The sequence below is a fragment of the Streptomyces sp. H27-C3 genome, from assembly GCF_030063415.1.
In the GTDB taxonomy this organism is placed as follows: Bacteria; Actinomycetota; Actinomycetes; order Streptomycetales; family Streptomycetaceae; genus Streptomyces.
In genome coordinates this window covers 92,479-118,248 of sequence record NZ_JASITA010000017.1, presented here as the reverse complement: position 1 = coordinate 118,248, position 25,770 = coordinate 92,479, and the positions used below count along the sequence as shown (strand labels likewise).

The window sequence follows — 25,770 nt, the reverse complement described above, 5'->3', positions numbered from 1 at the left end:
TCGACATCCCCAGCTCAGAGGGGGTGCGGCGATAACGATTCCGATTCGGAATGGCCATGTGACGGCATGACAGGGGGCTGTCGATCTGCGCGTCCTTAGGATTCCCGGATACTCACGGGGCACTTGAGTCTGCCGGCGAGGCACTCCCCACACTCGCACCACCATGCGAAAGAGCCTCGCCCGAAGGGGAATTCTGTGTTTTCTGCGCTTTCTGTACGGAGGCGGAGCTCCGCCCGTCTGGCCGCCGCGCTCGTGGCCACGGGCCTCGTCGCGGCGGGTGCGATGGTCACCGCGGGGCCCGCCGCCGCGGACGAGACTCCACAGCACCAGGGCGGCGCGGTGGCCACCCTCGACGGTCTGAAGACCTACGACAAGGCCGTCATACGTACCGGTGGCAAGGATCAGCAGATACCTGCCGGCCTCTTCGAGATGACCGTCGACGGCGGCGGCAAGCTCAAGACGTACTGCGTCGACATCCACCGCGCGACCCAGGAGCAGGCGAAGTACCTGGAGAGTTCCTGGGACCAGACGTCGCTCGGCAGCAACCGCGACGCCGGCAAGATTCGCTGGATTCTGGACCACTCCTATCCCCAGGTGGACGACCTGAGCGCGCTGGCCGAGAAGGCCGGGGTCGCCTCGCTCACCGAGCAGACCGCCGCGGCCGGCACCCAGGTCGCGATCTGGCGCTACTCCGACCACGTCAAGGTCGACGCGCTCGACCCCAGGGCCGAGAAGCTCGCCGACTTCCTGGAGCGCGGCGCGCGCGGCGGCTCCGAGCCCAGGGCGTCGCTGACCCTGGAGCCGAACGCGGTCTCCGGCAAGCCCGGGGAGAAGGTCGGGCCCGTCAAGGTCCGTACCGGCGCGGGCCGTGTCACCGTGACCCCGCCCGCCGACGCGGCCGGTGCCGACGTCAAGGTCGTCGGCAAGAACGGCAAGCCCCTCACCACCGTCGTCAATGGCAGCGAGCTGTACTTCGACGTCCCCGCCGACGCGGCCGACGGCTCGACCTCGCTGACCGTGCAGGCCACCACCTCGGTTCCGGTCGGGAGGGCCTTCGCGGGGGCCACCCAGAGCCAGACCCAGATCCTGGCCGGCTCCAGCGTGTCGACCGTCTCCGCCGCGGCCACTGCCACCTGGGCGAAGGCGGGCGCGATCCCCGCGCTGACGGCCCGGAAGAACTGCGCCAAGAGCGGCGTGGACATCACCGCTGCCAACAAGGGCGACGAGCCGTACATCTTCGAGCTGATGGGCTCCAAGCACACCGTCGGCGCCGGCCAGTCGCGGACGGTCACCATCCCGGTCCAGGAGGACCAGGCGTACGACTTCACCATCGAGGGACCCGGCGGCTTCGAGAAAAACTTCAAGGGCGTCCTGGACTGCAAGACCTCGGGCGCCGTGGGCACCGGCACCATGGACCAGCCCGAGAACCGGCCCAGCCCCGCCACGGCCGGTGACACCCCGCTCGGCAGTGACGTCGGCCTCGACCTCGCCGAGACGGGCAGCTCCAATGCCACGCCGATGATCGCGGGAGTGGCGATCGGGTTCGTGGTGATCGGCGGGGCGGCGGTCTTCTTCCTCCGTAAGAAGCAGACGGACTTCACTGAGGAGTGAGAGGCCCCGGGGGGAGTGGGCGACCTACGCCGAGCGTGGGGTGGTGACCCCACCGAGCGTGGGGTGACCCCACCGAGGAATGGGCGACCCGCCCAGCGGCAGTACCTCAGGGCCGAGCTGCGGCTAGCTGAGGCCCGAGCTGCGGGTGTCTCAAGGCCGAGCGGCCCAGGCCGGGCACCGAGCGCCGGGTGGCTCAGGGCTGAGAGCGGTGGGTGGCTCGGGGCCGAGCGCCGGGTTGCACAGGGCCGAGCGGGTGAACCGGGACGCGTTCCGTGACCGGGTGCTCACTATGGGGCCGATATGCCTTGGTATATCGGGGCCGTTTCCGTCTGGGGGTGGCCGTGCGGCAAGATGGGTGTATCTGCCCTCACGCGGCGGAGCCGAACATAGGCCCTTCTCGATCTGCCGGACGGTTTCTCTTGGCTGAGTACATCTACACCATGCGCAAGACGCGCAAGGCGCACGGCGACAAGGTCATCCTTGACGATGTCACGTTGAGCTTCCTGCCCGGTGCGAAGATCGGTGTGGTTGGCCCCAACGGTGCCGGTAAGTCCACGGTGCTCAAGATCATGGCGGGGCTGGAGCAGCCCTCCAACGGTGACGCGTTCCTCTCGCCCGGATTCACCGTCGGCATCCTCATGCAGGAGCCGAAGCTCGACGAGTCCAAGTCGGTCCTGGAGAACGTCCAGGACGGCGCGGCCGAGATCATGGGCAAGCTCCACCGCTTCAACGAGGTCGCCGAGCTCATGGCGACCGACTACTCCGACGCGCTGCTCGACGAGATGGGCAAGCTCCAGGAGGAGCTCGACCACGCCAACGCCTGGGACCTCGACGCCCAGCTGGAGCAGGCCATGGACGCGCTGGGCTGCCCGCCCGGCGACTGGCCCGTGACCAACCTCTCCGGTGGTGAGAAGCGCCGCGTCGCGCTCTGCAAGCTGCTGATCGAGGGCCCGGACCTGCTCCTCCTCGACGAGCCCACCAACCATCTTGACGCCGAGTCGGTGAACTGGCTGGAGCAGCACCTCTCGAAGTACAAGGGCTGCGTCATCGCCGTCACTCACGACCGGTACTTCCTGAACAACGTCGCCGAGTGGATCCTTGAGCTCGACCGTGGTCGTGCCATCGCCTACGAGGGCAACTACTCCACGTACCTGGAGAAGAAGCAGACCCGCCTCAAGGTCGAGGGCCGCAAGGACGAGAAGCGCCAGAAGCGGCTCAAGGAAGAGCTGGAGTGGGTCCGCTCCAACGCCAAGGGCCGTCAGGTCAAGTCCAAGGCACGCCTCGCCCGCTACGAGGAGATGGCAGCCGAGGCCGACAAGATGCGGAAGCTGGACTTCGACGAGATCCAGATCCCGCCGGGCCCGCGTCTGGGCTCGATCGTCGTAGAGGTCCAGAACCTCTCCAAGGCGTTCGGCGACAAGGTCCTCATCGACGACCTGTCCTTCACGCTGCCGCGCAACGGCATCGTGGGCATCATCGGTCCGAACGGCGCGGGCAAGACCACGCTGTTCAAGATGATCCAGGGCCTTGAGACGCCGGACTCCGGCGCGATCAAGGTCGGCGACACGGTCAAGATCAGTTACGTCGACCAGAGCCGCGCCAACATCGACCCCAAGAAGACGCTCTGGGCGGTCGTGTCGGATGAGCTGGACTACATCAATGTCGGCCAGGTCGAGATGCCGTCGCGCGCGTACGTCAGCGCGTTCGGCTTCAAGGGCCCGGACCAGCAGAAGCCGGCCGGTGTCCTGTCCGGTGGTGAGCGCAACCGTCTGAACCTGGCGCTGACGCTCAAGGAGGGCGGCAACCTGCTGCTCCTCGACGAGCCGACGAACGACCTCGACGTCGAGACCCTCTCCTCCCTGGAGAACGCGCTGCTCGAATTCCCGGGCGCGGCCGTGGTCATCTCCCACGACCGTTGGTTCCTGGACCGGGTGGCGACGCACATCCTGGCCTACGAGGGCGAGTCCCGCTGGTACTGGTTCGAGGGCAACTTCGAGTCGTACGAGAAGAACAAGGTCGAGCGCCTCGGTGCGGACGCCACGCGCCCGCACCGTGCGACCTACAAGAAGCTGACCCGGGGCTGACCGACGTGAGCCGTCACATCTACTCCTGCCCCCTGCGCTGGTCGGACATGGACGCCTTCGGGCATGTCAACAACGTGGTCTTCCTGCGGTACTTGGAAGAGGCGCGTATCGACTTCATGTTCCGGCTGGCGCCGGGGGAGGGCAGCGCGTCCTTCACGGGCGGGTCCGTGGTGGCCCGGCACGAGATCGACTATGTGCGGCCGCTGGTCCACCGGCACGAGCCGGTAACCGTCGAGTCGTGGGTGACGAAGATCGGCGCGGCGTCCTTGACCATCGCGTACGAGATCAAGGACGAGACGACGCTGTACGTAAGGGCCTCCACGATCGTCGTGCCGTTCAACCTCGCCGAGTCGCGGCCCCGCCGCGTCACGGCCGAGGAGAAGGCGTTCCTCCGGGAGTACATGGACGACGACGCTGAGGAGGGGGCTGTCGCCGCATGACGGCACAGCACTCCGGCCGCGTGACTCTCGCTCTCGCCGACGCCGGCGAGGCGACGGATCTCGCGGCGTTCCTCGGGCGGTTGATCCACTACGACCGGGCCGCGGCGGTTCGCCTCCAGGCGGTCGGCGGGGCGCTGGCGGTCTTCGGCCGGCCGCCGTCCTTCGAGGTGCTGGCCATTCGTACGGCCCGGCTGGCGATGCCCGCCGAACTCGACGCCACCGTCTCGGCCGGGCAACTGCTCGAAGAAATCGACGAGTCGGCGGGGACGGCGGTCGTTCCGGACGCCGTCACCGGGCCGCCCTGGGCGGGCGTGCTGCCGCCGCGCGGTGGGTGGCGGCAGGTGCCCGGGCTGCCGGATTACCAAGCGGTGCGTGGCGCGGTGGCCGCCGCCGTGGCTGAATTCCGGGCGCGGGACGAGGCGTTGGAGCCGGACCGGCGGACCCGGGAGGAGCGCGACCGGATCGGTCGCGACATCTGGTCCCGGACCCTGGGGAGCACCGGGCTGCCGCTGCGTGCGGTGCATGCGGCTCAGTCGCTCGGGTTCCTGCGGCCGGTGCCTGTACGGGCCTCGGGCGCGCTCCTGGGTGAGCCCGGCGCGGGCGAGGCGCTGACGCTGCTCGCGGCCGGGTCCTGGCTTCGGCTTCGTACGGCGTACGGGTCAATTGCCCTGCGCAGGACGGGGCTTGGCGCGCTCACGGTGGCGCCGGTCTGAGTCCCCGCCGGGTCCGCCCGGCGGGCTCGTCCTCACATGCCGGACGGGCGGGACGCCGGCCGGGTGGGCCGCAGGCCGGGTGGGCCGCAGGCCGGACGGACTGAACGCACGCCGGGCGGGCGCCAACCGGATACGGGCCGGCGTTCAGCCCGTCGTGTTCACCATCGACGCGGCCGCGTACGTCAGGTAGTTCCACAGCTGGAGCCGGTGCTCCTCGGAGAGGCCGAGCTCATCGACGGCCACCCTCATGTGCTTCAGCCATGCGTCGTGCGCCGCCTTGTCGACCGCGAACGGGGCGTGCCGCATGCGCAGACGGGGGTGGCCGCGTTCGTCGCTGTAGGTGCGCGGGCCGCCCCAGTACTGCATCAGGAACAGGACCAGCCGCTCCTCGGCGGGGCCCAGATCCTCCTCCGGGTACATCGGTCGCAGCAGCGGATCGTCCGCGACCCCCTGGTAGAAGCGGTGGACCAGGCGCCGGAAGGTCTCCTCGCCGCCGACCTGCTCGTAGAAGGTCTGCTCCTGAAGCGTGCCGCGCGGAATCTCGTTCACCCGTCCATCGTCTCAGACTGCGCGACCTAGGACTTCGGCCCCAGGACCACGGCCGCCGGAGCATGGCCGGCACTCGCCTCCCGCGCCCCGCTGCGCGACAGTGGGCGTATGGGCGCACACGTGGATATGTATGCCGAGGCCCGCGCAGAGCTGGTGCGTGCGGTCGAGGCGACCGGGGCCTTGGCAGATCCCGCCTGGCGGGCGGCCTTCGCCGAGATCCCGCGGCATCTGTTCGTGCCGTACTACTTCGTCGGCCGGCCCGGCGGCTTCGAGCGGCTGTGGGGCGAGGACCCCGATCCGGCACGGCGGGTGCGCTGGCTGGAAGGGGTCTACGCGGACCAGCCGCTCGCCACTCGCATGCGCGACGGCGACCTGGTCTCTTCCAGTAGCCAGCCCTCGCTGATGGCCAGGATGCTGGCGGAGCTGGAGATACGGGACGGGCACGCCGTACTGGAGATCGGCGCGGGCACCGGCTACAACGCCGCCCTCCTCGCACACCGGCTCGGGGACGACCTGGTGACCACCGTCGACCTCGACCCGGAGATCACCGAGTCGGCGCGGACCCATCTGACAGCGGCCGGTCGCCACCCCGCGGTGGTCACCGGAGACGGGGCGCGCGGCTGCCCGGCCCACGCCCCCTTCGACCGGATCATCGCGACGTGCGCCCTGCCGTCCGTGCCGCGCGACTGGCTGGCCCAGTGCCGGCCGGGGGCCCGGATCCTGGCGCCGCTGTCGACCGGACTGATCTCACTGGAGGTTCGCGACGCCACGCACGCGGAGGGGCACTTCCTGCACACCTCCGCGTACTTCGTCCCGCTGCGCGGCGGCCCGGCGGCGCCCCTGCCGAGGAACACGGGCGGTCTGCCGCGCCACGTGCTGGAGAACGAGCTCTTCCGGTTCCTGCTCGGCCTGACCGCGGGCGGTCTGGACCCGCACGACGCGCTCGCGCTCTGGCACCGCGAGAGGCGGCCGGAGCGTGAGCGCTTCGGCGTCACGATCACCGCGGACAGCGAGTGGGCCTGGCTTGACGACCCGCAGGGGCCGTACGCCTGGCCCCTGGCCGGCCGCTGACCTCTGACCGCCCAGGCCCCTAGCTCCTCGGGCCAGGCCTCTCGACCCTCAGGCCCCTCGATCCTCAGGCCCGGCGTACCGTGATCGTCGTCCAGGCGCCGACATGGACCCGGTCGCCGTCCTGGAGCGGGATCGGCACGTAGGGCTGGATGGGGTCCTCCGCGCCGTTGACCGTGGTGCCGTTGGTCGAGTTCTGGTCGACCACGGCCCAGCTGCCGTCGGGCTGCTGGACCAGGACCGCGTGCTGGTGCGAGACGCCCGGGTCCTCCGGCGGTACGGACAGATCGATGTCCGGGGCCTCGCCGGTGCTGTGGCGGCGGCGCCCGATGGTGATCTGGTTGCCGGTGAGCGGGCGCCGCTGCTCGGGCGAGTAGGCGGGCAGGTTGAGCCCCGCCGCGTCCGGGCCGCTGCGCCGCATCATCGCCATGAAGTAGTCACGGTCCGGGCCCACCGTTGCGGTCCAGCTCGTGGGCGCGGCGCTGGGGGGCTGGTACTGCTGCGGGGGTGCCTGCTGGTGCCCCTGGTGCTGCTGATGTGCCTGTTGTGCTTGCTGTGCCTGGGCCTGTGCCTGTGCTTGTTGCGCCTGCTGCTGCTGCGACGGCGGGGGCAGCATCCAGTCGTCCTCGGCATTCCCCTGCCGCTGGGGCGCCTGCGGCTGCTGGAACGCCTGGGGCGGTGCGGGCGGGCCCGGCTGCTGGAACGCCTGGGGCGGAGGCGGCGGGCCGGGCTGCTGCTGGAAGGGGTGGGGCGGTGCCTGCTGCCCCTGGTTCTCGGGCGCGATCGGCTCCGCCGACCGGTTCATCTGCGACGGGCGTGAGCCCTGGTAGTCGAACGGGTCACGAGGAGTCGGCGGCGGCCCCTGCTGCGGCGACTGGAACCCGGGCGGCAGATTGAGACCGGGGCCGGGGCCGGAGTCGGGGGCAGGCGCTGAGCCGGGGCCCGCGTTGTGCGGGGCGACCGGCGTGTACGAGGTCGCCGTACTGGTGAGGAAGTTCCACCGGCACTCCTCGCAGTAGGGAGCCATGGCCTCACGCGGGGTGCGGCACTGCGGGCAGAGCTCCGCCTGCTGGGTGGCGTCGGAACCGCGCGCGAAGGGGTCGGATCCCTGTGCGTAGGCGTCCTGGCCCTGCGGCGGGTATCCGTAACCGGGAGCGGGTGGCGGGGGCGGAGGAGGCGGCGGCACGGCGCCGGCCATGCGATGGCCGCAGACCTCGCACCAGTCGTCGGAACCCGACTGGTGTCCGTTCGGGCAGGTCGGCATGTCGGCGCTTCCCCCTCTCAGTCCGGCCCGGAGGCCGTAAATCGGTACTTACTTCACGTATTTCTTGAATTACTTCTTGGGTTGCTCTGCGTTACTTCTTGACGCGAACTGTCTTCGTGGAGCGTGTTTCGAGGGTCATCTCGTCCGCATCCGCGACTTTCGCCTTCAGTCGCACAGTACCCGTCGCCTCATCGACGACGTCCACCACCTTCGAAAGCAGTTTCGCGGTGTCCGCGTTCCCCGACGCCGCCGCCAGCTGTACCGCACGGCCGAGTTTCGCGGTCGCACCGTCGTAGTCGCCCGACTTGCGCGCATCCAGCCCCTGCTGGATGACTTGTGCCAGTTCGGCCTGACCCGTGTAGTGCGCGACCTGAGGATTGATGGACGTGGAGGCCACCATGTCGTCCGTCCACACGGCTCGTACGAGACCCTGCGAAAGCGTCTGCGGCGTACCTTCGCCCACCGTCGGCAGGACGAGCGAGACCCGGGCCGCCAGCATCTCCCGGCCGATGCCGGCCTCGGGCACCTGCACGCACACGTGGTAGTCGCGGGACTCGTCGCCCCAGGAGCCCGTCGGGTAGTCCCCGGCGCGCGGGCCCACCTCGGTGCGCCGCCCGGTCAACTCCTCGACCGCGGGCGCGACCTGCTTGACGAACTTGATCTCCACGCCGACGGGCGTCCACAGCCGCAGTGCGACGTCCGCGACCTCCTTGCCCATCGCCTCCTCCATCATCTGCGTGAAGTCGGCGGACAGGCCGCCCGGATCGGCGACGATGTCGGCCGTGCCCAGGAGCGCCGAGGCGATGCCGGTGACCTCCTTGACCTCCCAGTCCGTGCCGACGCCACGGGCGTCGCAAGTGAAGCGGCCGACGCAGGAGTCGAGCGCGGCCCGCAGATCCTCCGGGGACTCGTGCTCGTTGCGTCCGTCGGTCAGCACGATGCCGTGCCTGATGGCGACTTCGGCCGAGCCGAGCAGCCGGTCCGCCAGTTGGAGCCAGGTGCCGATCGCCGTGCCGCCGCCCGCGCTGAGCTTGCGCAGGGACTCCTTGGCCTGGGCCCTGGTGCGGCTGTCCGCCAGCGCGAGAGCGCCATTGCCCGGGTAGACCTCCTTGGCGATGTGCGTACCGCCGATCACCGCGAAGGCGACGCCGTCGCGCAGGGTGTCGATCGCGGCGGCCGTCGCGTCCCGCGCGTTGCGCATCTTCGTCGGCGGATAGTCCATCGAACCTGAGCAGTCAACCATGATCACAACAGCGGCTGCAGGCGCCTGCCCGGGTATGAACGCGGGCGAGACCCCGGCCCCGGCCAGCCGTGAACTGCCGCTCGTACCGCCGCCGGTGGAGGTCACCGTGACAATCGCGTTGACCTCACGACCGCCCTCCGGAAGGTATTCGTTCTGATAGACCTCGACGGAGAATTGCGGCACACGGGACTTGGAGAAGTTGGCCATCGAATCGGCTCCTTGAGGCTCCACGTGACAAGTCTCCACGTGACAAGTGGTGAAGGCGATGAAGAGGTGAAGCAGCGGGAAGGAACAGGGGTCCTACGCCGTGCCGTAGGCCGATCCTGCCCCTTGAGGCGGTACCCGGAACGGCAGCACGGCCACTGTTACGTTGTCGTGGCCCCCGCCGTCGAGGGCGTGCCCCACCAGCACCTGGGCGCAGTGCAGCGGCCGCTCGGCGGCGTCCGCCGGTGCGACCTGCGCCATTTCCTGCGCCGCCTCCGAGTAGTTCCACAGTCCGTCGGTGCACACCACCACTACACCGGGGCGGTCCGGCTTGAAGGAAGCTGTGTGCGGCTCCAGTTCGTACGCGTCGGCGCCGAGCCATCCCGTGATGGCGTGGGCACGGTCGTCGGCGTACGCCTCCGCCTCGTTCATCAGGCCGGCCGCCACCATCTGGGCCGCCCAGGAGTCGTCCTCGGTGAGCCGGGCGGGCGGCGCCGTGCGGTCGTCGGGCACCCAGTAGACGCGGCTGTCGCCGACCCAGCCGACGACGAGCAGGCCTCTCGCGACGATCGCGCCGACCAGGGTGCAGGCGGGCGAATTACGGTGCGGATCGTGCTCCATGGCCTGACCCGGTTCGTTGGCCAGGGAGTTGACGGACTCGGCCGCCGCGACGATCGCCTCGTGCATCGCCTGCTGCGGGTGCGTGCCGCGCGGCAGGGACTCCAGCAGGGCCTCGTTGGCTGTGCTCGCGGCGGCTGCCGACGCCTCGTCGGGGCGGGTCGCCGACGACACGCCGTCGCAGACGATCGCCACGACCGCGGGCGAACCGTCGGGCAGCGCCGTCGTCGAGAGCGCGAACGCGTCCTCGTTGCGGTGGTGGCGCAGACCGCGGTCGCTGACCGCCGCCACCGCGTCCAGCTCCTGCTCCATGTGATCGCGCTCGCGGGGCTGGGCGTGGCCGCAGTTCTCGCAGTAGCCGTCCTCGTCGATCCTGCCCGCCCGGCAGGCCACACAGGCCTTGCCGCCCAGGGGCGTGCCGGCCGGCGGGGTCGCCTCGTGCTCGGGGGACCGGGGGTCGGCGGCCGGCGCGGCGTCGGGAGAGGCGAGCGCGAAGTCGTCGTCCGGGGTGCCGGGGGAGGGCGGGGCGTCGAACCGCACGGCCGCGGTCGCCTCGTGCGACGGATCGCCGCGCTCCTGACCCGCGTCGGAGCTGCCCGCCGAGGCGGCGCGCGGCGCCACCGCGATGGCCACCGTCGGGTGGTCGTCCGGCGGCTGTGGGACGGCCGACAGGTCGTACCCGCACGCCCCGCAGAACAAGTCACCCGTATCCAGCGGCTCCTCGCAGCAGGGGCAGGCGGACAGCTGGTGCATCTGCGACATCATCACACCCAGGTCCGGGGGCGGAAACGGTTGGCCCGTTCCACCAGGTCGATCCTTTCATCCCCGCGCTGCGCGAGCCGGGCAAGCACCCGGTACGAGCGTTCCAGCCCGAAGCGCAGGCCGCGCTCGTCCAGTTGGCTGCCGAGCAGCGCGGACCGCACGGGGCGCGCCCCGTGCCCACCGGAGAGTACCCAGTCGAGGGCGGTGCCGAGGACTTCGGTGGAAAGCCGCTCGCGGCGTACGGCATCCAGGCCGAAGCTCCGCAGGGCCTCCACCTGGGCCGCGGCGGCCATCAGATCGTCGCTCAGCGGGTCGCTCGCGGCGCGTCTGCGCAGCCGCGCCCGCACGGCGGCGACCCGCGCCGCCGTGTAGTGGATCGATGCCTCGGGCACGGATTCCAGCGAGCGTACGGCGCCGGGCCTGTCGCCCGCAGCGAGCTGGACGCGGGCGAGGCCGAAGGCCGCGCTGACGTAACTCGGGTCGGTCGTCCACACCAGGCGGTAGTACTCCGCCGCGTTGTCGAGCTGGCCGAGGACCTCTGCGCACACCGCGAGGGCGAGCTTGGGCGCGGCCTCGCCGGGGAACGCGTCGTAGATCGCGTCGAAGGAGAGCGCCGCGATCTCGTTTTCGCCGGTGGTGAGGGAGGCGATACCGCGGTACCAGACGACCCGCCAGTCGTCCGGGTGCCGCGCTTCCAGGGCCGTCAGCGCCTCCGCGGCGGTGGCGGGCTCGTTCATCTCCAGCCGGGCGCGCAGCTCGCGCAGCCGGCGCTCGACGGAGTCGCCGGGGGCGGACTGGAGGGCGGCGATCAGCTCGGCGGGCGCGGAAGCCATCAGACCGGCCAGGAAACCGGCGTTGGGGTCGTTCGGGTCGACGCGCGGCACGGGCAGTGCGAGCGCGGTGGCGCGCGGATCGAGGGCCGAGAGGAACGGCACCCCGGCGCCGTTGGCCGAGCCGGGCGGGGTCCCGGGCGGCGCGAAGGCACCGGCCGGCGCGGCAGCCCCGGCGACGGCCACGGAAGGGGAGACATGAGCGTGGGGGGCCACCGCGAGGGCGCCTCCACCGGAGCCCGGGTGGCCGGGCTGCTGCCCGGCCGCGCCCGTACCGCCGAGCTGCGCCGCGGCCCCGCCGAAGCCCGCACTGCCGGGCCCCGCAGGTCCACCGGGACCCGCACCGGCCGACTGCGCGCCGGGCAGCGCATGGCCCGCCTGCCCGTCGGGCGCGGCCGCGCCATTGCCCGCGCCGTACATCCCCGCGCCCACCGCTCCGTACCCCCCGACTCCGCCGGGCGCACCCGCGCCCTGCGCCGGGAAGTTCGCCGCGCCGGGAGCACCCGAAGGGGTGGCGCCCGGCTGGGCGGGGATCACGACGCGGCCCCCGGCGCGGCGGGCGCGGCGGGAGAGCGGCACGGATCGGCCGCCGAGCTGTGACGCGTCGCCGGTCAGCTCGGCGAACAGCCGCGCGTCCGTCACCCGCAGCTCCGGGCCGAACAGCGTCGAGAGCGCGGGCCGGGCCCGGCCCGTCTGGATCGCCACGACCTCCCGCAGGACGCCCGTCAGCTGCTCCGCCATCTCCGTCGCCGAGGCGAACCGCCGACCCGGATCCGGGTCGGTGGCCCGGACCAGCAGGCGGTAGAAGGACTCGTACGTACGGAAGACCTCGATGTTGTCGGGGTCGGGCAGGCTGTCCACGAAGACATTCGTGTAGCCCTGGAAGTCGAAGGTCAGCACGGCCAGCGTGCGCGCCACCGTGTACAGGTCGGAGGCGACGGACGGCCCGACCTCGGCGACCTCGGGGCCCTGATAGCCCACCGTCCCGTAGATCGCGCTCTCGTCGTCGTCCATCCTGCGGACCGCGCCCATGTCGATGAGCTTCAGCTGGTCCTGCTGCTGGATCGCGTTGTCGACCTTGAAGTCGCAGTACAAAAGGTTCCTGCTGTGCAGGTGGCCGAGCGCTTCGAGCGCCTCGATGCCGTACGCGCAGGCCTGCTCCACCGGCAGCGGATCGCGCTTGCCCGCCGGGCTGCGCCGCTCGTTGGCGATCTCCTTGAGCGACTTGCCGCCGACATACTCCATGACGATGTAACCGTCGAGGGAGCCGGTGCGCTGGTCGAGGTGCTCGACGAAGTTGTAGATGCGGACGATGTTGGAGTGCTCGATCTCGGCGAGGAAGCGCCGCTCCGAGATAGCCGCCGCCATCGCGTCCTGGTCGCCCGTGTCCAGCAGTCCCTTGAGGACGACCCAGCGGTCGGACACCGCGCGGTCGACCGCGAGATAGACCCAGCCGAGGCCGCCGTGCGCCAGGCAGCCCAAGACCTCGTACTGGCCGTGCACGATGTCGCCGGTGTCGAGCTTGGGGATGAAGGAGTACGGGTTGCCGCATTTCGTGCAGAACCCCTCGGTACGGCCCGGCCGTTCGCCGCGGGCCCGCCCCACCGGCGCCCCGCAGTCGCTGCGGCTGCAGAACCGCTTGCGCTCGGGGACTTCCGGGTTCTCCATCACCGCCGAGCGCGGGTCGGGCCGCGGCACGTCCGGGATGGACACGAGCCCGGCGCCGAGCCTGCTGCGGCCCGAAGCGCTCGACGACGCACCGGAGCTGCGGACCGAAACCGACCGGGACGTGGCCGAGCCCGACAGCGCGCGCGAGAGCCGCCCGGAGACGGAACGCCGCGAGGTCGATGAGCGCGACGAGCGCTCGGACGCCCGCGATGAGGCACGCGAACTGCTGCGCCCCGAGTTGTTGTTGCTGCTGGCCCTGTCGCTGCGCCCGCCGGCCGTGATGCCGGTCGGCGGCGACGACAGCGTGCCGGACGGCGAGACGACCGGCGCGAGACCGCAGGTGTCGCAGTACATCTCACCGCCGCCCATGTCCTCGTACGACCCCTCGCACCCGGGACGCTGGCACTCGCTCATGCTGAATCCCCTTTGTCGCTCCGCGAGGGCCCCGCACGGTCGGCGGGGCCGGTCTGCCGCGGGATCAGGACTTCCGCCGTGGCCCGCTGATAGCGCAGCACCGCCTGCTCGGCGGCGCGCAGATCGCAGGGCGCGCTCCACAACATCCGGCGGGCCGCCTCGTACCGCTCCATCAGCAGCGGGTCCTCCGCCATGCCGTGCCTGGCGACCTTCGCCTTGTACGCGTCGAGACGGCCGCGCAGCTCGGCGCGGACCGCCAGTGGCTCGGTGACCCGCGACAACGACTCCCGGGCGCGCAGCAGTTCGTCCTCGGCCTCGCGCTCCAGTGACTCCAGGAGCGGCGAAAGACGGTGCCACTGGGCGTGCCTGCGGTATCCGGCGGCCAGCACCAACTGCTCCTGGAGCGCGGTGGAGGGGCCGCTGACCGCGGGCACCTCCGACGCGGCGATCTTCGCCAGGACCTCGCCGCGCGCCGACCGTGCCTCGGTGAGCGTGCGGTCCGCGCGCGAGAGGACGTCCTGGAGCCGCAGCAGCCGCTGCTCCGCGTCCTGCCGCACGCCGAGGACCGCTTCGATCTCGCGCCGGATCTCCTCCAGCGCACGGGCCGCCCGGTCGTACCTCTCGGTGTCGGGCCGGCCACCGCCGGGCGCCGAACTGCCAAGTCCGGGGCGCCAGAAGGCGAGCGGGTCCGTCACCACCTGGCTGCGCAGCGTCGTCAGCTCCTGGGTGATCTCCTCCAGGTCGTCGCCCGCCGGGTGCTCCCCGGGCCGTACGCCGACGGAGTGCGCCAGCGACCTGGTGCGCAGCAGCTCGGCGGCGAGCAGATCGATCCGGGCGGGCAGCGCGGACCACACCGCGTCCGCCGTGACGACCATGTCGAGCGACTGCGCGTACAGCTGGTTCATCCGGGACACCAGCGCCGCCAGCGTGAACCGCTCGGAGAGCTTGGCGGGCCCGGTGATCGAATGGGTGTGACCGCCCCGCGCACCGCCCGCGACGCCACCCCCGGCGACCGTCACGCTCTCGCCGCGCAGTACGTCGGTCAGCTCGACCAGGTCCTCACGGTTCGGCCAGCGCCGCCGCGCCCGCAGCTCACGGGCGCCGGACAGGACCGCGGTGTACGCGTCGAAGTACGACCACAGCAGCGCGACGGCGTGCTCGGTGGCGGCCCAGCGGTCCTTGGTGACGCCCGTCAGCTCGGCGCCTTCCAGGAGTCGGCGGCCCGAGTGGTCCTGGAGTGCGAGGAGCGAGGTTTCGATCGCTTCGTACTCCGCGCCGAGCCGCGCCAGCGCACGGTCCACCTCGTCCCGGTCCATCACCGGCCCGGTGGCTCCCGCGACGCCCATCGATCACCTCTCCGCTCCAGCTGCGATCCGCTGTCCGTGCCGTTGATACTGCTGCATCCGCGCCCAACCGGCTCAATTTTCCCGGTACTTGGCCTCCGGTGGTGCCGTGATGCCGGGAAGGTCTGCCTTCAGCCAGTTGCCGTACGCCTTCATCCAGAGGCTGTCGGGGCCACCCCTGCGGTAGTCGTCGAGCACCTGGTTCAGCCGGCGCACCAGGTCGTCGCTGCCGAGCTTCGTCGCGATGCCGTAGTACTCCTTGGTGAACGGTTTCCCCTTGAGCTCGACCGCCGGGTCCTGCGCCGCCTGGCCCGCCGCCAGGGCGTTGTCCGTGACGACCGCGTCGACCTCGCCGAGTTGGAGCCGCACCAGGCAGTCCAGCTGGTTGGAGACGGTGAACTTCTCGAAGTCCGCGCCGAACGACTCCTCGGCGAGCGCGTCGTACGCCGTGGAGCCCTGCGCCGAGCAGACCTTCTTGCCTGCGAGCGACTTGTCGTACCCCTTGATGGTGGATGCCTTGGGGGCGAGTACCTGCTGGCCCGCCTGGAAGTAGGCGCTGGAGAAGGCGACGTCCTTCAGCCGGGTGCAGTTGATCGTCATGGTCCGGACGACGATGTCGACCCGGTCCTCCTGGAGCGCGAGGATGCGCTGATTGGTGGGGATCGCACGGTAGATGACCTTTTCGGGGTCGCCGAGGATGTCCTTGGCCATGGCCCGCACCAGGTCGATGTCGAAGCCTTCGAGTCCGCGGTTGACCGGATTGCGGTAGCCCCAGCGGAAGCTGTTCTGGTCGACGCCCGCGATCAGCTTGCCGCGCTTCTTGATCTTCTCGATGGCCGCGCCTTCGCCGCCCCCGGGCCGCAGACTGCGCTCCGGTTCCTCGCAGGTGTCCGCCCGCGCGGCCGCGGCCTGCGCCACGCTCTGCCCGGAGGCCGCTGTCCCGCTGTCGTCCCCGCCCCCGTGGGAGAGCGGCAGCAGCGTCAACGACGCGGTCAGCGCGCAGGCGGCGGCCATGGTCGCGACGCCGCCCCAGCCGCGCAGCCGGCCGACCGGGGTCCTCCTGCTCGTCCTGGTCACCGCGCCTCCTCCCACCCGTATCACCTGTACTCCGAAAGCCTGCGCCCGATGCCGAGCACCGCGCCGGTGGCACCGAGCACCGCCAGCACCGCGGCGCCCACCGGCAGTCCGGTCAGCGCGCCCCGCCCGTCCTCGGCGGCCCGGGTGAACTCGGTCTGCTCATGGGCGAGGGCCTTGTCCAGCGCCGCGTCGACGGCGTCGAAGCACTCGTCCGTGGAGTTCTCGTCGCCGGTGATCTGCAGCCGCGCGCTCTCGTACTCGCCGCCGTCGTCGGTGGCGCGGGCGGTGGTGTGCCGCTCGCGCCAGACCTTGACGCTCTTGGTGGCGACCTCGACGGGCTCGCTGCCCGCGAGGTCGTCGGCGAGCTCGCCCGCGTCGCCCAGACGCTCGCCGAGGATCTTCATGCTGTCCGCGTACTGGGATTCGTACAGGTCGCGCTTGCCGTCCTTGGCCAGTACGGCGCCGCGCGCGACCAGGGTGAGGTTCTCGTTGGCGCGGGCCTTCAGCGAGTTGATGCGGGCGTCGTTGAGGACTTCCAGGGACTCCTGGCCGCGCGTCCTGGCGTCGTTCAGCTCGGCCCTGGACACCGCGTGTCCGACGCCGAGCCACAGCAGAACCATGGCGGAGGCGACGCTCGCGGCGACGAGGCCATAGTTGAACACCCGGTTCGTACGGCGGTAGTTGCGTTGCTGGATCCAGATCAGGCCGCCGAGGGCCACCACGCCCAGGCCGAGCCCGAAGAACGGCCAGAGCCTCGCCTCGTCGTAGTCGTCCCCGAGCCTGCGGGTCTCCGACTGGTACAGCCGCTCCGCGGCCGGCAGCAGGGTCTTGGTCATCCGGTCGTTGGCGTACCGCAGATAGGCGCCGCCGAGCGGCAGGCCCTGCCGGTTGTTGGCACGGGCGCGCTCGATCAGGCCGGTGTAGCGGGGCAGTTCCTTGTTGAGCGTGGCTATCTCGTGCCCGGACGCGCTGGAGCTGTCCGTGTTGGCCGCGGCTTTCACCAGCAGCTCGGAGGCCGTCGCGACGTCCTTGTTGTACCGCGAGAGCACGTCCGGCGGCTCCTGCGCCCCTTCGAGGAATCCGCTCGACGCCGCAGTGTCGGCGTCCGCCAGCGAGCGGTAGATGCTCGCCGCGTCCGCGCTCAGCGGCTGGCTGCGCGACACCACGTCGTCGGCGGCGGTCGCGCGGCCGGAGACCTCCCAGGCCGTCACCGCCCCGAACGCCACGACGAGAACAGCCACCAGGGCGCCGATGATCCGCAGCCGGCCGGGCTCGGTCGTCGCACCGGCACGCAACCGGCCCACGCCCTCGGACCAGGCGGTGCCGCGCACGGGCGGCTGCGCCTCGCGCGCAAGTGAAGGCTGCGCCTCGCGCACATTCGGTGGGTGTGCCACGTGACCTCCCCCTCGGTCATGGACAGTCGGTCCGTTCTCCCCCGGTGATGTGTGGGGGCAGTGCCCGGCAAGCAGTATGGCCGCAGGGACCGACATCCACACCGGGATTGACTGGATCTTGTCCGATCACAGCTACCCGATCTCCCCGCATCTCCCGCTTATGTATACGCAGGGGGGATCTGTTCGGTTCCCGTTCGTACCGGTTGTGCAGGCAATGTGTGCGGTACGCGCACTCCGCCCGCCGCCCCGGACATTCGGGACGGCGGCCGGAGCCGAGCGGTGGCGCCCTACGCGTCGTAGTGCGTCCGCAGCCGCAGGTGGGACTCCGCGGGGGCCGAGACGTGGTCAAGACCCAGGAGCGCCGCGCCCAGCACCGGCGGGGCAGTGACGACGCCCGCCACCGCCTTCGGCGCACGGTCGGCGAGCAGCGCCGTGATGCGGTCGTTCAGCTCCGGGTGACGGGCCGCCAGCACACTGCCGCCCAGCAGCACAGGCGCCTCCGCGTCCAGCAGGTCCAGCCGGCCGAGTGCCACCGTCACCATCGCGACGACCTCCTCGGCCTGCCGGTGGATGACCGACAGGGCGACCCGGTCACCGGCCGCGCCGGCGGCGAAGAGCACCGGGGTGATCTCGTGCTTGCGCTTCTCGTCGATGCGGCGCAGGTGCAGCGCCTCGATCAGCGCGTACATCGAGTCGAGACCGAAGTACGCGGGCAGGACCCTCGCCAGCTCGGTCGGCTCGCCCCGCCCGTCCTCGGCCCGCGCCGCGAACCACAGCGCCTCCTCGGCCAGGCCCCCGCCGCCGCCCCAGTCGCCGGAGATGCGGCCGATCGCGGGGAAGCGGGCGGTGCGGCCGTCGGGGCGCATGCCGACACAGTTGATGCCCGCGCCGCACACGACCGCGACGCCGAGGGCCTCTGCGCCACTGGGCAGCCCGGCCCGCAGTATCGCGAAGGTGTCGTTGCGGACCTCGGTCGTACGGCCCCAGCCGCGCGCGTGGACCGCCGCCTCCAACTCACGCTCCTCGATGGGCAGGTCGGCGTTGGCCAGACAGGCGGAGACATGCTCGACCTCGTGGACCCCGGCCTCCTCCAGCGCCCGGCCGACGGTCACGGCGAGCGCGTCGATCGCCACGCCGAGCCCGACCACCGGCGGCTGGAAGCCATCGCCGCGCGCCGATGCGAGAACCGATCCGGCGGTCCCGATCACGGCCACATCTGTCTTGCTGTTCCCCGCGTCGATGGCGATGACAGCCGCGCTCACGCCCACGCGAAGTGCTCCCGGTTGTGCGCGATCAGCTTGTCGGTGAGCGCCTCGGCGTACTCGAACTGCCCGACCAGGGGGTGCGCGAGCAGCGCCTTGAAGACGCGGTCGCGACCGCCGCGCAGGGCGGCCTCCAGAGCCAGGTCCTCGTACGCGCTGACATGGGCGATCAGTCCGGCGTACAGCGGGTCCAGCTCGGGGACGGCGAGCGGGGTCGCGCCCGTCTTGTCGACCCGGGCCTGGACCTCGATCACCGCGTCGTCCGCGAGGAACGGCAGGGTGCCGTTGTTGTACGTGTTGACGACCTGGATGGGGCTGCCGCCGTCACCCAGGAGCGAGGCCGCCAGGTCGACGGCCGCCTCCGAGTAGAAGGCGCCGCCGCGCTTGGCGAGCAGCGCGGGCTTCTCGTCGAGCGCGGGGTCGCCATACATCGCGAGGAGTTCCCTCTCCATCGCGGCGACCTCGGCGGCCCGCGACGGCTTGCTGCCGAGCTCCCGTACGACCTCGTCGTGCGCGTAGAAGTAGCGCAGGTAGTACGAGGGGACGACACCGAGGCGGTCGAGCACCGCGCGCGGCAGGCGCAGGTCGTCGGCCATCGCGTCGCCGTGCTGGGCGAGCAGCCGGGGCAGCAGGTTCTCGCCCTCGGGGCCGCCGAGCCGTACGCCCAGCTCCCAGCTGAGGTGGTTGAGCCCCACATGGTCCAGGTGGACCTCGGCGGGTGCCACGTCGAGCAGCTTCGCGAATGTGCGCTGGAAGCCGATCGCGACGTTGCACAGACCGACGGCCTTGTGGCCGGCCTGGAGCAGCGCCCGCGTCACGATGCCCACCGGGTTGGTGAAGTCGATGATCCAGGCGTTCGGGTTCGAGCGGCGCACCCGCTCGGCGATGTCCAGGACGATCGGGACCGTACGCATCGCCTTGGCGAGGCCGCCGGCGCCCGTCGTCTCCTGTCCGACGCAGCCGCACTCCAGCGGCCAGGTCTCGTCCTGCTGGCGCGCGGCCTGTCCGCCGACGCGCAGCTGCAGCAACACCGCGTCGGCGTTCGCGACGCCCGCGTCCAGGTCGGACGTGGTGGTGATGATGCCCGGGTGGCCCTGCTTGGCGAAGATCCGGCGGGCGAGGCCGCCGACCAGCTCCAGACGGTCGGCCGCGGGGTCGACGAGGACCAGCTCCTCGATCGGCAGCGTGTCCCGCAGCCGGGCGAAGCCGTCGATCAACTCAGGTGTGTAGGTGGACCCGCCACCCACGACTGCGAGCTTCATTTCCTCAACTAGCCCTTCACTCCGGTCAGTGTGACGCCTTCGACGAATGCCTTCTGGGCGAAGAAGAAGACGACGATCACAGGGGCCATGACCAGTACGGTCGCGGCCATGGTCAGATTCCAGTCGGTGTGGTGTGCACCCTTGAACGATTCGAGTCCGTACGACAGCGTCCAGGCGGCCGGGTTCTCGGACGCGTAGATCTGTGGTCCGAAGTAGTCGTTCCACGCGGCGAAGAACTGGAACAGCGCGATGGCCGCGATGCCCGGCTTCGCCATCGGGATGACGATCCTGGTCAGCGTGCGGAACTCGCCGCAGCCGTCGACCTTGGCCGCGTCGATGTACTCGTTGGGGATGGTCAGCAGGAACTGGCGCAGCAGGAAGATCGAGAAGGCGTCACCGAACGCCATCGGGATGATCAGCGGCCAGAGCGTGCCGGACAGGTCGAACTGCTTCGCCCAGAACAGGTACATCGGGATGATGACGACCTGCGGCGGCAGCATCATCATCGAGATGACCAGCATCAGCGACAGATTGCGGCCCTTGAAGCGGAACTTGGCGAGTGCGTACGCCACCGGCACGGAAGACAGCACGGTCAGTACGGTGCCCAGGCCCGCGTACAGCAGCGTGTTGCGCCACCAGGTCAGGAAGCCGGGGGTCTCGAAGACCTTGACGTAGTTCCCCCACGCCCAGGTGTTGGGGGTGAGGTCGCGGGTGAGCGCCTGCTGGTCGCTCATCAGCGAGGTGAGGAAGAGGAAGACGAACGGCAGTACGAAGAACAGTGCGGCCGCGATCCCCAAAGAGTGCACGGCGATCCAGTGCAGCAGCGCCCTGCGGCGCGCGGTGCGCAGGGCCGGCGAGAGCTCGGGCGTGGGGCCGCTCTGCTTCGCCGTCTTGTCGGTTCTGTTGATGAGCTGGGTCATGACAGTCACTCACCTGCCTGGAGGAGGCCGCCGCGTCGCCGCATCAGCAGGGCCGTGAAGCACATGGCCAGGGCGAACAGGACGAGCGCGACGACGCAGGCGGAGCCGTAGTCGAAGCGCTGGAAGCCGAGGTTGTAGACCAGCTGCGGCAGGGTCAGGGTCGACTTGTCGGGATAACCGGGCTCGAAGGACTGACCGGAGTTGCCGATGACGCCGGAGGCGACCTTCCCCGCGACCAGTGGCTGTGTGTAGTACTGCATGGCCTGGATCACGCCGGTGACCACGGCGAACATCACGATGGGCGAGATGTTCGGCAGCGTCACGAAGCGGAAGCGCTGCCAGTTGGACGCACCGTCCAGCTCCGCGGCCTCGTACTGCTCCTTCGGTACGTCGAGCAGTGCGGCCATGAAGATCACCATCAGGTCGCCCACCCCCCACACCGCGAGCGTGGTGAGCGCCGGCTTGGACCACGAGGCGTCGTTGAACCAGCCCGGCGTGGGCAGCCCCAGGTCGCCGAGGATCGAGTTGACCGGCCCCGTCCCCGGGTTGAGCAGGAAGACGAAGCCCAGGGTCGCGGCGACCGGCGGGGCGAGGTACGGCAGGTAGAAGAGGGTGCGGAAGACGCCCGTACCCGTTTTGATCTTTGTGATCAGCATGCCGATGCCGAGGCCGAAGAGGACCCGGCAGGAGACCATGACGACCACGAGCCACAGGGTGTTGCGCAGGGACGGCCAGAACATGGGGTAGTCGTTGAAGACGTAACTCCAGTTGGCCAGCCCGTTCCACTGGGGCACCCCGAAGCCGTCGTACTTCATGAACGAGAAGTACACGGTGGAGACCAGCGGGTACGCGAAGAAGACCGTGAAGCCGATCAGCCAGGGCGACATGAAGGCCGCCGTGCGGAGCGCGGCCTTCCTGCGCTTGGTGCGGAGCGTGTTGCTGCTCTGTGAGCTCCGTGGGATCTGCGTGCTCTGCGTGCTCATCGCGAGGTCTACTTCGCCTTCGCGATGTCGGTGTCGATCTGCTTGGCGGTCTTTTCCAGACCGGCCTTCAGGTTCTTCTCCAGGTTCTTCTCGTACTGGAAGCCGAAGTCCTGGATCGTGTTCTGGTACGTCGCGCCGTTGACGGCGCCGTCGGGGGTGTTGGACTTCGGGTGCTGCGCGATCTCCAGGAACGTCTTGAAGCGCGGGTCGAAGTCCAGGTCGGGCGACTTCAGGGCCTCAAGGGTGGACGGCACATTGCGGATGCCGTTCGCGAACTCCACCACGGCCTTGGTGTCGGTCGTCATGTACTTGACCAACTCCCAGGCGGCGTTCTGCTTCTTGCTCGCCGGGGCGATGCCCATGATCGTGCCGGACAGGAAGCCCTTGCCGTAGCTCTCGGCCTCCTCGTCGGCGACGGGCATCGGCGCGACACCGATCTCGAAGGGAACCTTGGCGTCCTCGGCCATGCCCAGGCGCCACTCGCCGTCCAGCTGCATCGCGACCTGGCCGGTGTGGAAGGGGTGCTTCGCACCGAACTCGTCACCGAAGGTCGTGCGGAACTTCTCCAGCTTGGTGTAGCCGCCGAGGTCGTCGACGAGCTTCTTCTGGAACGTGAACGCCTTCGCGAACGCCGGGTCCTTGGCGATGTTCGACTTGCCGTTCTCGTCGAAGTACTTGTGGTCCCACGAGGACATGTAGTGATCGACGACCGTCTCGTAGCCGTGGTAGTTCGGCATGAAGCCGAGCTGCTCGTACGAGTCGCCCTTGGTCTTCGTCAGCTTCTTCGCGGTCGTGGCCAGCTCGGACATCGTCTTCGGCGGGGCCTTGATGCCGGCCGCCTTGAACGCGTCCTTGTTGTAGTACAGGCCGTACGCGTCGCTGAGCAGCGGCATCGCACAGCGCTTGCCCTCGAACTGGGTGTAGTCGAGCAGGACCTTCGAGAAGGTCTTCTCCAGATCCAGCTTGGACTTGTCGATGAAGGGCTGGAGGTCGGCGAAGGCACCGGACGAGCAGAACTTGCCGACGTTGGACGTGGTGAACGACGACACGACGTCGGGGCTGTTGGAACCGCCCGCGCGCAGCGCCTGGTTGAGCTTGTCGTCGGTGATGTTGCCGACGGCCTTGACCTTGATGTTCGCGTGGGCCTTCTCGAAGCGGTCGATGTTCTCCTTGATCGCCTCGACCTCGGCGGGGGCGCTCCAGCCGTGCCAGAAAGTGATCGTGGTCTTGGCGTTCGGGTCGTCGTTGGCGGCGGTCTCCGACGAACCCGTACACGCGGAGGCGAGTACCGATATGGCGGCGACGGCGACGGCCGAGGTGGTGAGGCGACGGTTTCTGCGCATGGCGGAGCTCCCAGGGGCAGGGACAGGGTGAGGTCGGACGCGGAGAACGGTGAAGCCGGGGGGTGACGGAGGGGCCTACTGGCGGGAAGTGTCGAACACTTCGTCGCGGGAGGTCGCGAGCGCGCTCTCCAGAGCGCCTCGCAGTACGGGATGCTGGAGGACCTCGCCGATGACGAGGCGGGGCCTCGACGCGGCCAGTTCGGCGAGTTCGGCCTGGACGAGTGAGCGCAGTGGCTCCCCGCCGGCGGCCGTGAGCGCGCCGGAGAGGACGATCAGTTCGGGGTCGAGTACGGCGACGACCGAGGCGAGTCCGGTGGCGAGCCGCTGGGCGTACTGCCGCAGGAACTCCGCGAGTTGTTCGTCGCCGGGCTGTTCGTCGCCCGGCTCCGCCTGGGCCGCCGCCGCGGCGCGCGCCAGCAGGGCGGCGCCGATCTCGGTGTACGGGTGCTGGGGGGTGTCGATCCCGAGCGACCTGGCGAGCCTGGGCACCGACTGCGAGCCCGCGAGTTCCTGGAAGCCGCCGCTGTTGGCCTTGGCCACCTGGCGCACCAGCGGGGTGCCGGGCACCGGCATGAAGCCGAGCTCGCCGGCGCCACCGGTCCAGCCTCGGTGCAGCCGTCCGCCGATGACCAGGGCCGCGCCGATGCCCTCCTCGCTCCACAGCAGGACGAAGTTCTCGTGGCCGCGGGCCGCGCCCAGGCGCTGCTCGGCGACGGCGGCGAGGTTCACGTCGTTCTCGTACCCGACGGGCATGGGCAACACGGCCGCCAGCTCGTCGAGGAGGGCGGGGGAGTGCCAGCCGGGCAGGTGGCTGGCGTAGCGCAGCCGTCCGGTGCCGGGGTCGAAGGCGCCGGGGGTACCGATGACGACGCGGTGCAGCTCGCTCCGGGTGAGACCGGCGGCCTTGACCGCTCCGTCGAGCGCGTCCGTCACCTGGCGTACGACGCTGTCCGCGCGGCGCCCCGGTGTCGGCAGTTCGAACTCTCCGACCGTCTGGCCCGCGAGGTCGGCGACGGCCGCGCGGATGCGCCGGGGCGTCACATCGAGCCCGGCGACATGGGCGGCGCGGGCGTTGACGGCGTACAGCTGGGCGTTGGGGCCGGGGCGGCCCTCGGTCGTGCCGGTGGCGACGACGAGACCCGCGGACTCCAGCCGGACCAGCAGCTGGGAGGCGGTGGGCTTGGAGAGCCCGGTCAGCTTGCCGATCTTCGTACGGGAGAGGGGGCCGTGCTCCAGGAGCAGATCCAGGGCGGCACGGTCGTTCATCGCACGCAGAACGCGCGGAGTTCCGGGTGTCCCGGCCATGGCCCTGCACCTGCCCTTCGGCTCTTCCCGTCCAACATCATTGTTAGGAAAGTTTCCTATTGAGTGGAAGGAACGTAAGACGCCCGCAAGGTGGCCGTCAATAGCCGTCAACGTACAGCGCCCCCGCGGCAACCAAAGCGTTACCTGCGGGGGCGTCGCGGAGAGCCGCTGTTACGTCGTAGGGGCGCCGCTACTTCGAGAGGTTCGTGGGCGGCGGTATCGGGGACGCCGCGAGGGACTGCGGCGAGGTGGGGCTGGCCAGGGCGGAGGGCGCCGCGGTGGGATCGGCGGGCGGAGTGCTCGCCTGCTCGACGGCCACCGGGCCGCCGACGATGCGTATGCCCTCCCTGTCGAAGGCCTGCTTGATCCGCCAGCGCAGCTCGCGCTCCACCCCGAGCGCCTTGCCCGGCATCGTCTTCGCGGTGATTCGCACGGTCATCGACTCAAGGAGCACCGAGTCCAGACCGAGCACGTCGACCGGGCCCCACAGCAGCTCGTTCCACGGATCGGCCTTGGCGAGCTCCTCGGCGACCTCGACGATCACCTTGCGGACATGGTCCAGATCCTCGGTCGGGCGCACCTGGACGTCGACGCCGGCCGTGGCCCAGCCCTGGCTCAGGTTGCCGATGCGCTTGATCTCACCGTTGCGTACGTACCAGATCTCGCCGTTGTCGCCGCGCAACTTGGTCACGCGCAGCCCCACCTCGATGACCTCGCCGGACGCCACCCCCGCGTCGATGCTGTCCCCGACGCCGTACTGGTCCTCCAGGATCATGAAGACGCCGGAGAGGAAGTCGGTGACGAGGTTGCGCGCGCCGAAACCGAGGGCCACACCCGCGACGCCCGCCGAGGCGAGCAGTGGGCCCAGGTTGATGTTGAGCGCGCCCAGCACCATCAGGGCGGCCGTGCCCAGGATCAGGAACGACGCGACGGACCGCAGCACCGACCCGATCGCCTCGGAGCGCTGGCGGCGCCGCTCGGCGTTGACCAGCAGCCCGCCGAGCGCGGTGCCCTCGACGGCCTGCGCGCTGCGGTTCATGCGCGCTATCAGCTTGGTGAGGGAGCGGCGGATGACCGTACGCAGCACGGTGGCGATGAGCACGATCAGCAGGATGCGCAGGCCGACACTCAGCCAGGTGGACCAGTTCTCCTCCACCCAGCCCGCGGCGTTGTTCGCCCTCTCCGTGGCCTCGTCGAGGGTGACGGGGTCGGGCGTCGGTTCGGCGGCCGACAGGGCGGACAGGAACACGGTACCTCCAGGCGCGGCGACAGCAGACCAACCACACTAACGGGGCATCACCCTCGGTCCGGTGCGGTGCAGGGGGGGAGAGACAAGCCTCACCCGGGGAACTATTGGGCTCGGCCCGGGTGCGCTCCCGTCGCGTCCCCCGTGTGGTCGAAAACACTCCGAGC

20 protein-coding genes are annotated in these 25,770 nt (G+C 70.4%); 5 read left to right on the top strand and 15 right to left on the bottom strand.

The genetic code is table 11. The annotated features are described in order from the left end of the window. Positions 1-195 precede the first annotated feature (195 nt). From QMK30_RS18995 to QMK30_RS18980, 4 genes are all read left to right on the top strand, one after another. Entirely contained in the window at positions 196-1,611 is a 1,416-nt protein-coding gene (locus tag QMK30_RS18995; RefSeq protein ID WP_283519478.1) for a Cys-Gln thioester bond-forming surface protein, read from the top strand. A 419-nt stretch (positions 1,612-2,030) separates the two neighbouring features. Further along, entirely contained in the window at positions 2,031-3,695 is a 1,665-nt protein-coding gene (gene ettA, locus QMK30_RS18990) for an energy-dependent translational throttle protein EttA (protein ID WP_283519477.1), read from the top strand. A 5-nt stretch (positions 3,696-3,700) separates the two neighbouring features. Then, on the top strand, positions 3,701-4,135 hold the full coding sequence (locus QMK30_RS18985; RefSeq protein WP_283519476.1) for an acyl-CoA thioesterase: 435 nt from the start codon (positions 3,701-3,703) through the stop codon (positions 4,133-4,135). Continuing rightward, positions 4,132-4,848, top strand: coding sequence for a DUF8010 domain-containing protein (locus tag QMK30_RS18980; protein WP_283519475.1), 717 nt, complete (start codon positions 4,132-4,134; stop codon positions 4,846-4,848). The genes QMK30_RS18985 and QMK30_RS18980 overlap by 4 nt, the downstream gene beginning before the upstream one ends. 144 nt (positions 4,849-4,992) lie before the next feature. On the opposite strand, the gene QMK30_RS18975 is transcribed toward QMK30_RS18980, so the two are convergent. After that, positions 4,993-5,397 carry a globin gene (locus tag QMK30_RS18975; RefSeq protein ID WP_283519474.1) on the bottom strand — a complete coding sequence of 135 codons (405 nt, stop codon included), beginning with the start codon at positions 5,395-5,397 and terminating at the stop codon, positions 4,993-4,995. A gap of 108 nt (positions 5,398-5,505) precedes the next feature. On the opposite strand from QMK30_RS18975, the gene QMK30_RS18970 reads away from it, so the two are divergent. Continuing rightward, positions 5,506-6,468, top strand: a complete 963-nt coding sequence (locus tag QMK30_RS18970; RefSeq protein WP_283519473.1) for a methyltransferase domain-containing protein — start codon at positions 5,506-5,508, stop codon at positions 6,466-6,468. Positions 6,469-6,532: 64 nt separating this feature from the next. On the opposite strand, the gene QMK30_RS18965 is transcribed toward QMK30_RS18970, so the two are convergent. From QMK30_RS18965 to QMK30_RS18900, 14 genes are all read right to left on the bottom strand, one after another. Continuing rightward, on the bottom strand, positions 6,533-7,729 hold the full coding sequence (locus QMK30_RS18965) for an FHA domain-containing protein (RefSeq protein ID WP_283519472.1): 1,197 nt from the start codon (positions 7,727-7,729) through the stop codon (positions 6,533-6,535). A 91-nt stretch (positions 7,730-7,820) separates the two neighbouring features. Continuing rightward, positions 7,821-9,179, bottom strand: coding sequence for a vWA domain-containing protein (locus tag QMK30_RS18960; protein ID WP_283519471.1), 1,359 nt, complete (start codon positions 9,177-9,179; stop codon positions 7,821-7,823). A 93-nt stretch (positions 9,180-9,272) separates the two neighbouring features. Beyond that, entirely contained in the window at positions 9,273-10,556 is a 1,284-nt protein-coding gene (locus QMK30_RS18955; RefSeq protein ID WP_283519524.1) for a PP2C family protein-serine/threonine phosphatase, read from the bottom strand. 2 nt (positions 10,557-10,558) lie between these two features. Further along, a complete protein-coding gene (locus QMK30_RS18950) occupies positions 10,559-13,468 on the bottom strand; it encodes a serine/threonine-protein kinase (protein WP_283519470.1) in 2,910 nt (969 codons plus the stop codon). After that, positions 13,465-14,814 (bottom strand): hypothetical protein, encoded by a 1,350-nt coding sequence (locus QMK30_RS18945; RefSeq protein ID WP_283519469.1) that lies wholly within the window; start codon positions 14,812-14,814, stop codon positions 13,465-13,467. Before QMK30_RS18945 ends, QMK30_RS18950 begins: the two co-directional genes overlap by 4 nt. Before the next feature lie 72 nt (positions 14,815-14,886). Next, on the bottom strand, positions 14,887-15,888 hold the full coding sequence (locus QMK30_RS18940) for a glutamate ABC transporter substrate-binding protein (protein ID WP_283519468.1): 1,002 nt from the start codon (positions 15,886-15,888) through the stop codon (positions 14,887-14,889). 20 nt (positions 15,889-15,908) lie between these two features. Then, the gene (locus QMK30_RS18935; protein ID WP_502963164.1) at positions 15,909-17,282 is read right to left on the bottom strand and encodes a GlnX family signal transduction membrane protein; all 1,374 of its coding nucleotides are present in this window, start codon (positions 17,280-17,282) and stop codon (positions 15,909-15,911) included. A 287-nt stretch (positions 17,283-17,569) separates the two neighbouring features. Next, a complete protein-coding gene (locus tag QMK30_RS18930) occupies positions 17,570-18,550 on the bottom strand; it encodes an N-acetylglucosamine kinase (protein ID WP_283519467.1) in 981 nt (326 codons plus the stop codon). Further along, positions 18,541-19,806 carry a 6-phospho-beta-glucosidase gene (locus QMK30_RS18925; protein ID WP_283519466.1) on the bottom strand — a complete coding sequence of 422 codons (1,266 nt, stop codon included), beginning with the start codon at positions 19,804-19,806 and terminating at the stop codon, positions 18,541-18,543. Before QMK30_RS18925 ends, QMK30_RS18930 begins: the two co-directional genes overlap by 10 nt. 8 nt (positions 19,807-19,814) lie before the next feature. After that, positions 19,815-20,726, bottom strand: a complete 912-nt coding sequence (locus tag QMK30_RS18920) for a carbohydrate ABC transporter permease (RefSeq protein WP_283519465.1) — start codon at positions 20,724-20,726, stop codon at positions 19,815-19,817. Positions 20,727-20,731: 5 nt separating this feature from the next. Further along, positions 20,732-21,709 (bottom strand): carbohydrate ABC transporter permease, encoded by a 978-nt coding sequence (locus QMK30_RS18915; RefSeq protein WP_283519464.1) that lies wholly within the window; start codon positions 21,707-21,709, stop codon positions 20,732-20,734. An 8-nt stretch (positions 21,710-21,717) separates the two neighbouring features. Continuing rightward, positions 21,718-23,052 (bottom strand): ABC transporter substrate-binding protein, encoded by a 1,335-nt coding sequence (locus QMK30_RS18910; protein ID WP_283519463.1) that lies wholly within the window; start codon positions 23,050-23,052, stop codon positions 21,718-21,720. Between the two features lie 75 nt (positions 23,053-23,127). Continuing rightward, positions 23,128-24,357: an ROK family transcriptional regulator gene (locus QMK30_RS18905; RefSeq protein ID WP_283519462.1), complete on the bottom strand. Its 1,230-nt coding sequence runs from the start codon at positions 24,355-24,357 to the stop codon at positions 23,128-23,130. 190 nt (positions 24,358-24,547) lie between these two features. Beyond that, complete coding sequence (locus tag QMK30_RS18900; RefSeq protein WP_283519461.1) at positions 24,548-25,606, bottom strand: mechanosensitive ion channel family protein; 1,059 nt, start codon at positions 25,604-25,606, stop codon at positions 24,548-24,550. Between the last annotated feature and the right edge of the window lie 164 nt (positions 25,607-25,770).

What these genes read in the sequence shown, in the direction of transcription:
- QMK30_RS18980 (WP_283519475.1), top strand. Translation starts at nt 4,132, where the DNA reads ATGACGGCACAGCACTCCGGCCGCGTGACTCTCGCTCTCGCCGACGCC.
- QMK30_RS18970 (WP_283519473.1), top strand. Translation starts at nt 5,506, where the DNA reads ATGGGCGCACACGTGGATATGTATGCCGAGGCCCGCGCAGAGCTGGTG.
- QMK30_RS18965 (WP_283519472.1), bottom strand. Translation starts at nt 7,729, where the DNA reads ATGCCGACCTGCCCGAACGGACACCAGTCGGGTTCCGACGACTGGTGC.
- QMK30_RS18960 (WP_283519471.1), bottom strand. Translation starts at nt 9,179, where the DNA reads ATGGCCAACTTCTCCAAGTCCCGTGTGCCGCAATTCTCCGTCGAGGTC.
- QMK30_RS18955 (WP_283519524.1), bottom strand. Translation starts at nt 10,556, where the DNA reads ATGTCGCAGATGCACCAGCTGTCCGCCTGCCCCTGCTGCGAGGAGCCG.
- QMK30_RS18950 (WP_283519470.1), bottom strand. Translation starts at nt 13,468, where the DNA reads ATGAGCGAGTGCCAGCGTCCCGGGTGCGAGGGGTCGTACGAGGACATG.
- QMK30_RS18945 (WP_283519469.1), bottom strand. Translation starts at nt 14,814, where the DNA reads ATGGGCGTCGCGGGAGCCACCGGGCCGGTGATGGACCGGGACGAGGTG.
- QMK30_RS18925 (WP_283519466.1), bottom strand. Translation starts at nt 19,806, where the DNA reads ATGAAGCTCGCAGTCGTGGGTGGCGGGTCCACCTACACACCTGAGTTG.
- QMK30_RS18920 (WP_283519465.1), bottom strand. Translation starts at nt 20,726, where the DNA reads ATGACCCAGCTCATCAACAGAACCGACAAGACGGCGAAGCAGAGCGGC.
- QMK30_RS18915 (WP_283519464.1), bottom strand. Translation starts at nt 21,709, where the DNA reads ATGAGCACGCAGAGCACGCAGATCCCACGGAGCTCACAGAGCAGCAAC.
- QMK30_RS18910 (WP_283519463.1), bottom strand. Translation starts at nt 23,052, where the DNA reads ATGCGCAGAAACCGTCGCCTCACCACCTCGGCCGTCGCCGTCGCCGCC.
- QMK30_RS18905 (WP_283519462.1), bottom strand. Translation starts at nt 24,357, where the DNA reads ATGGCCGGGACACCCGGAACTCCGCGCGTTCTGCGTGCGATGAACGAC.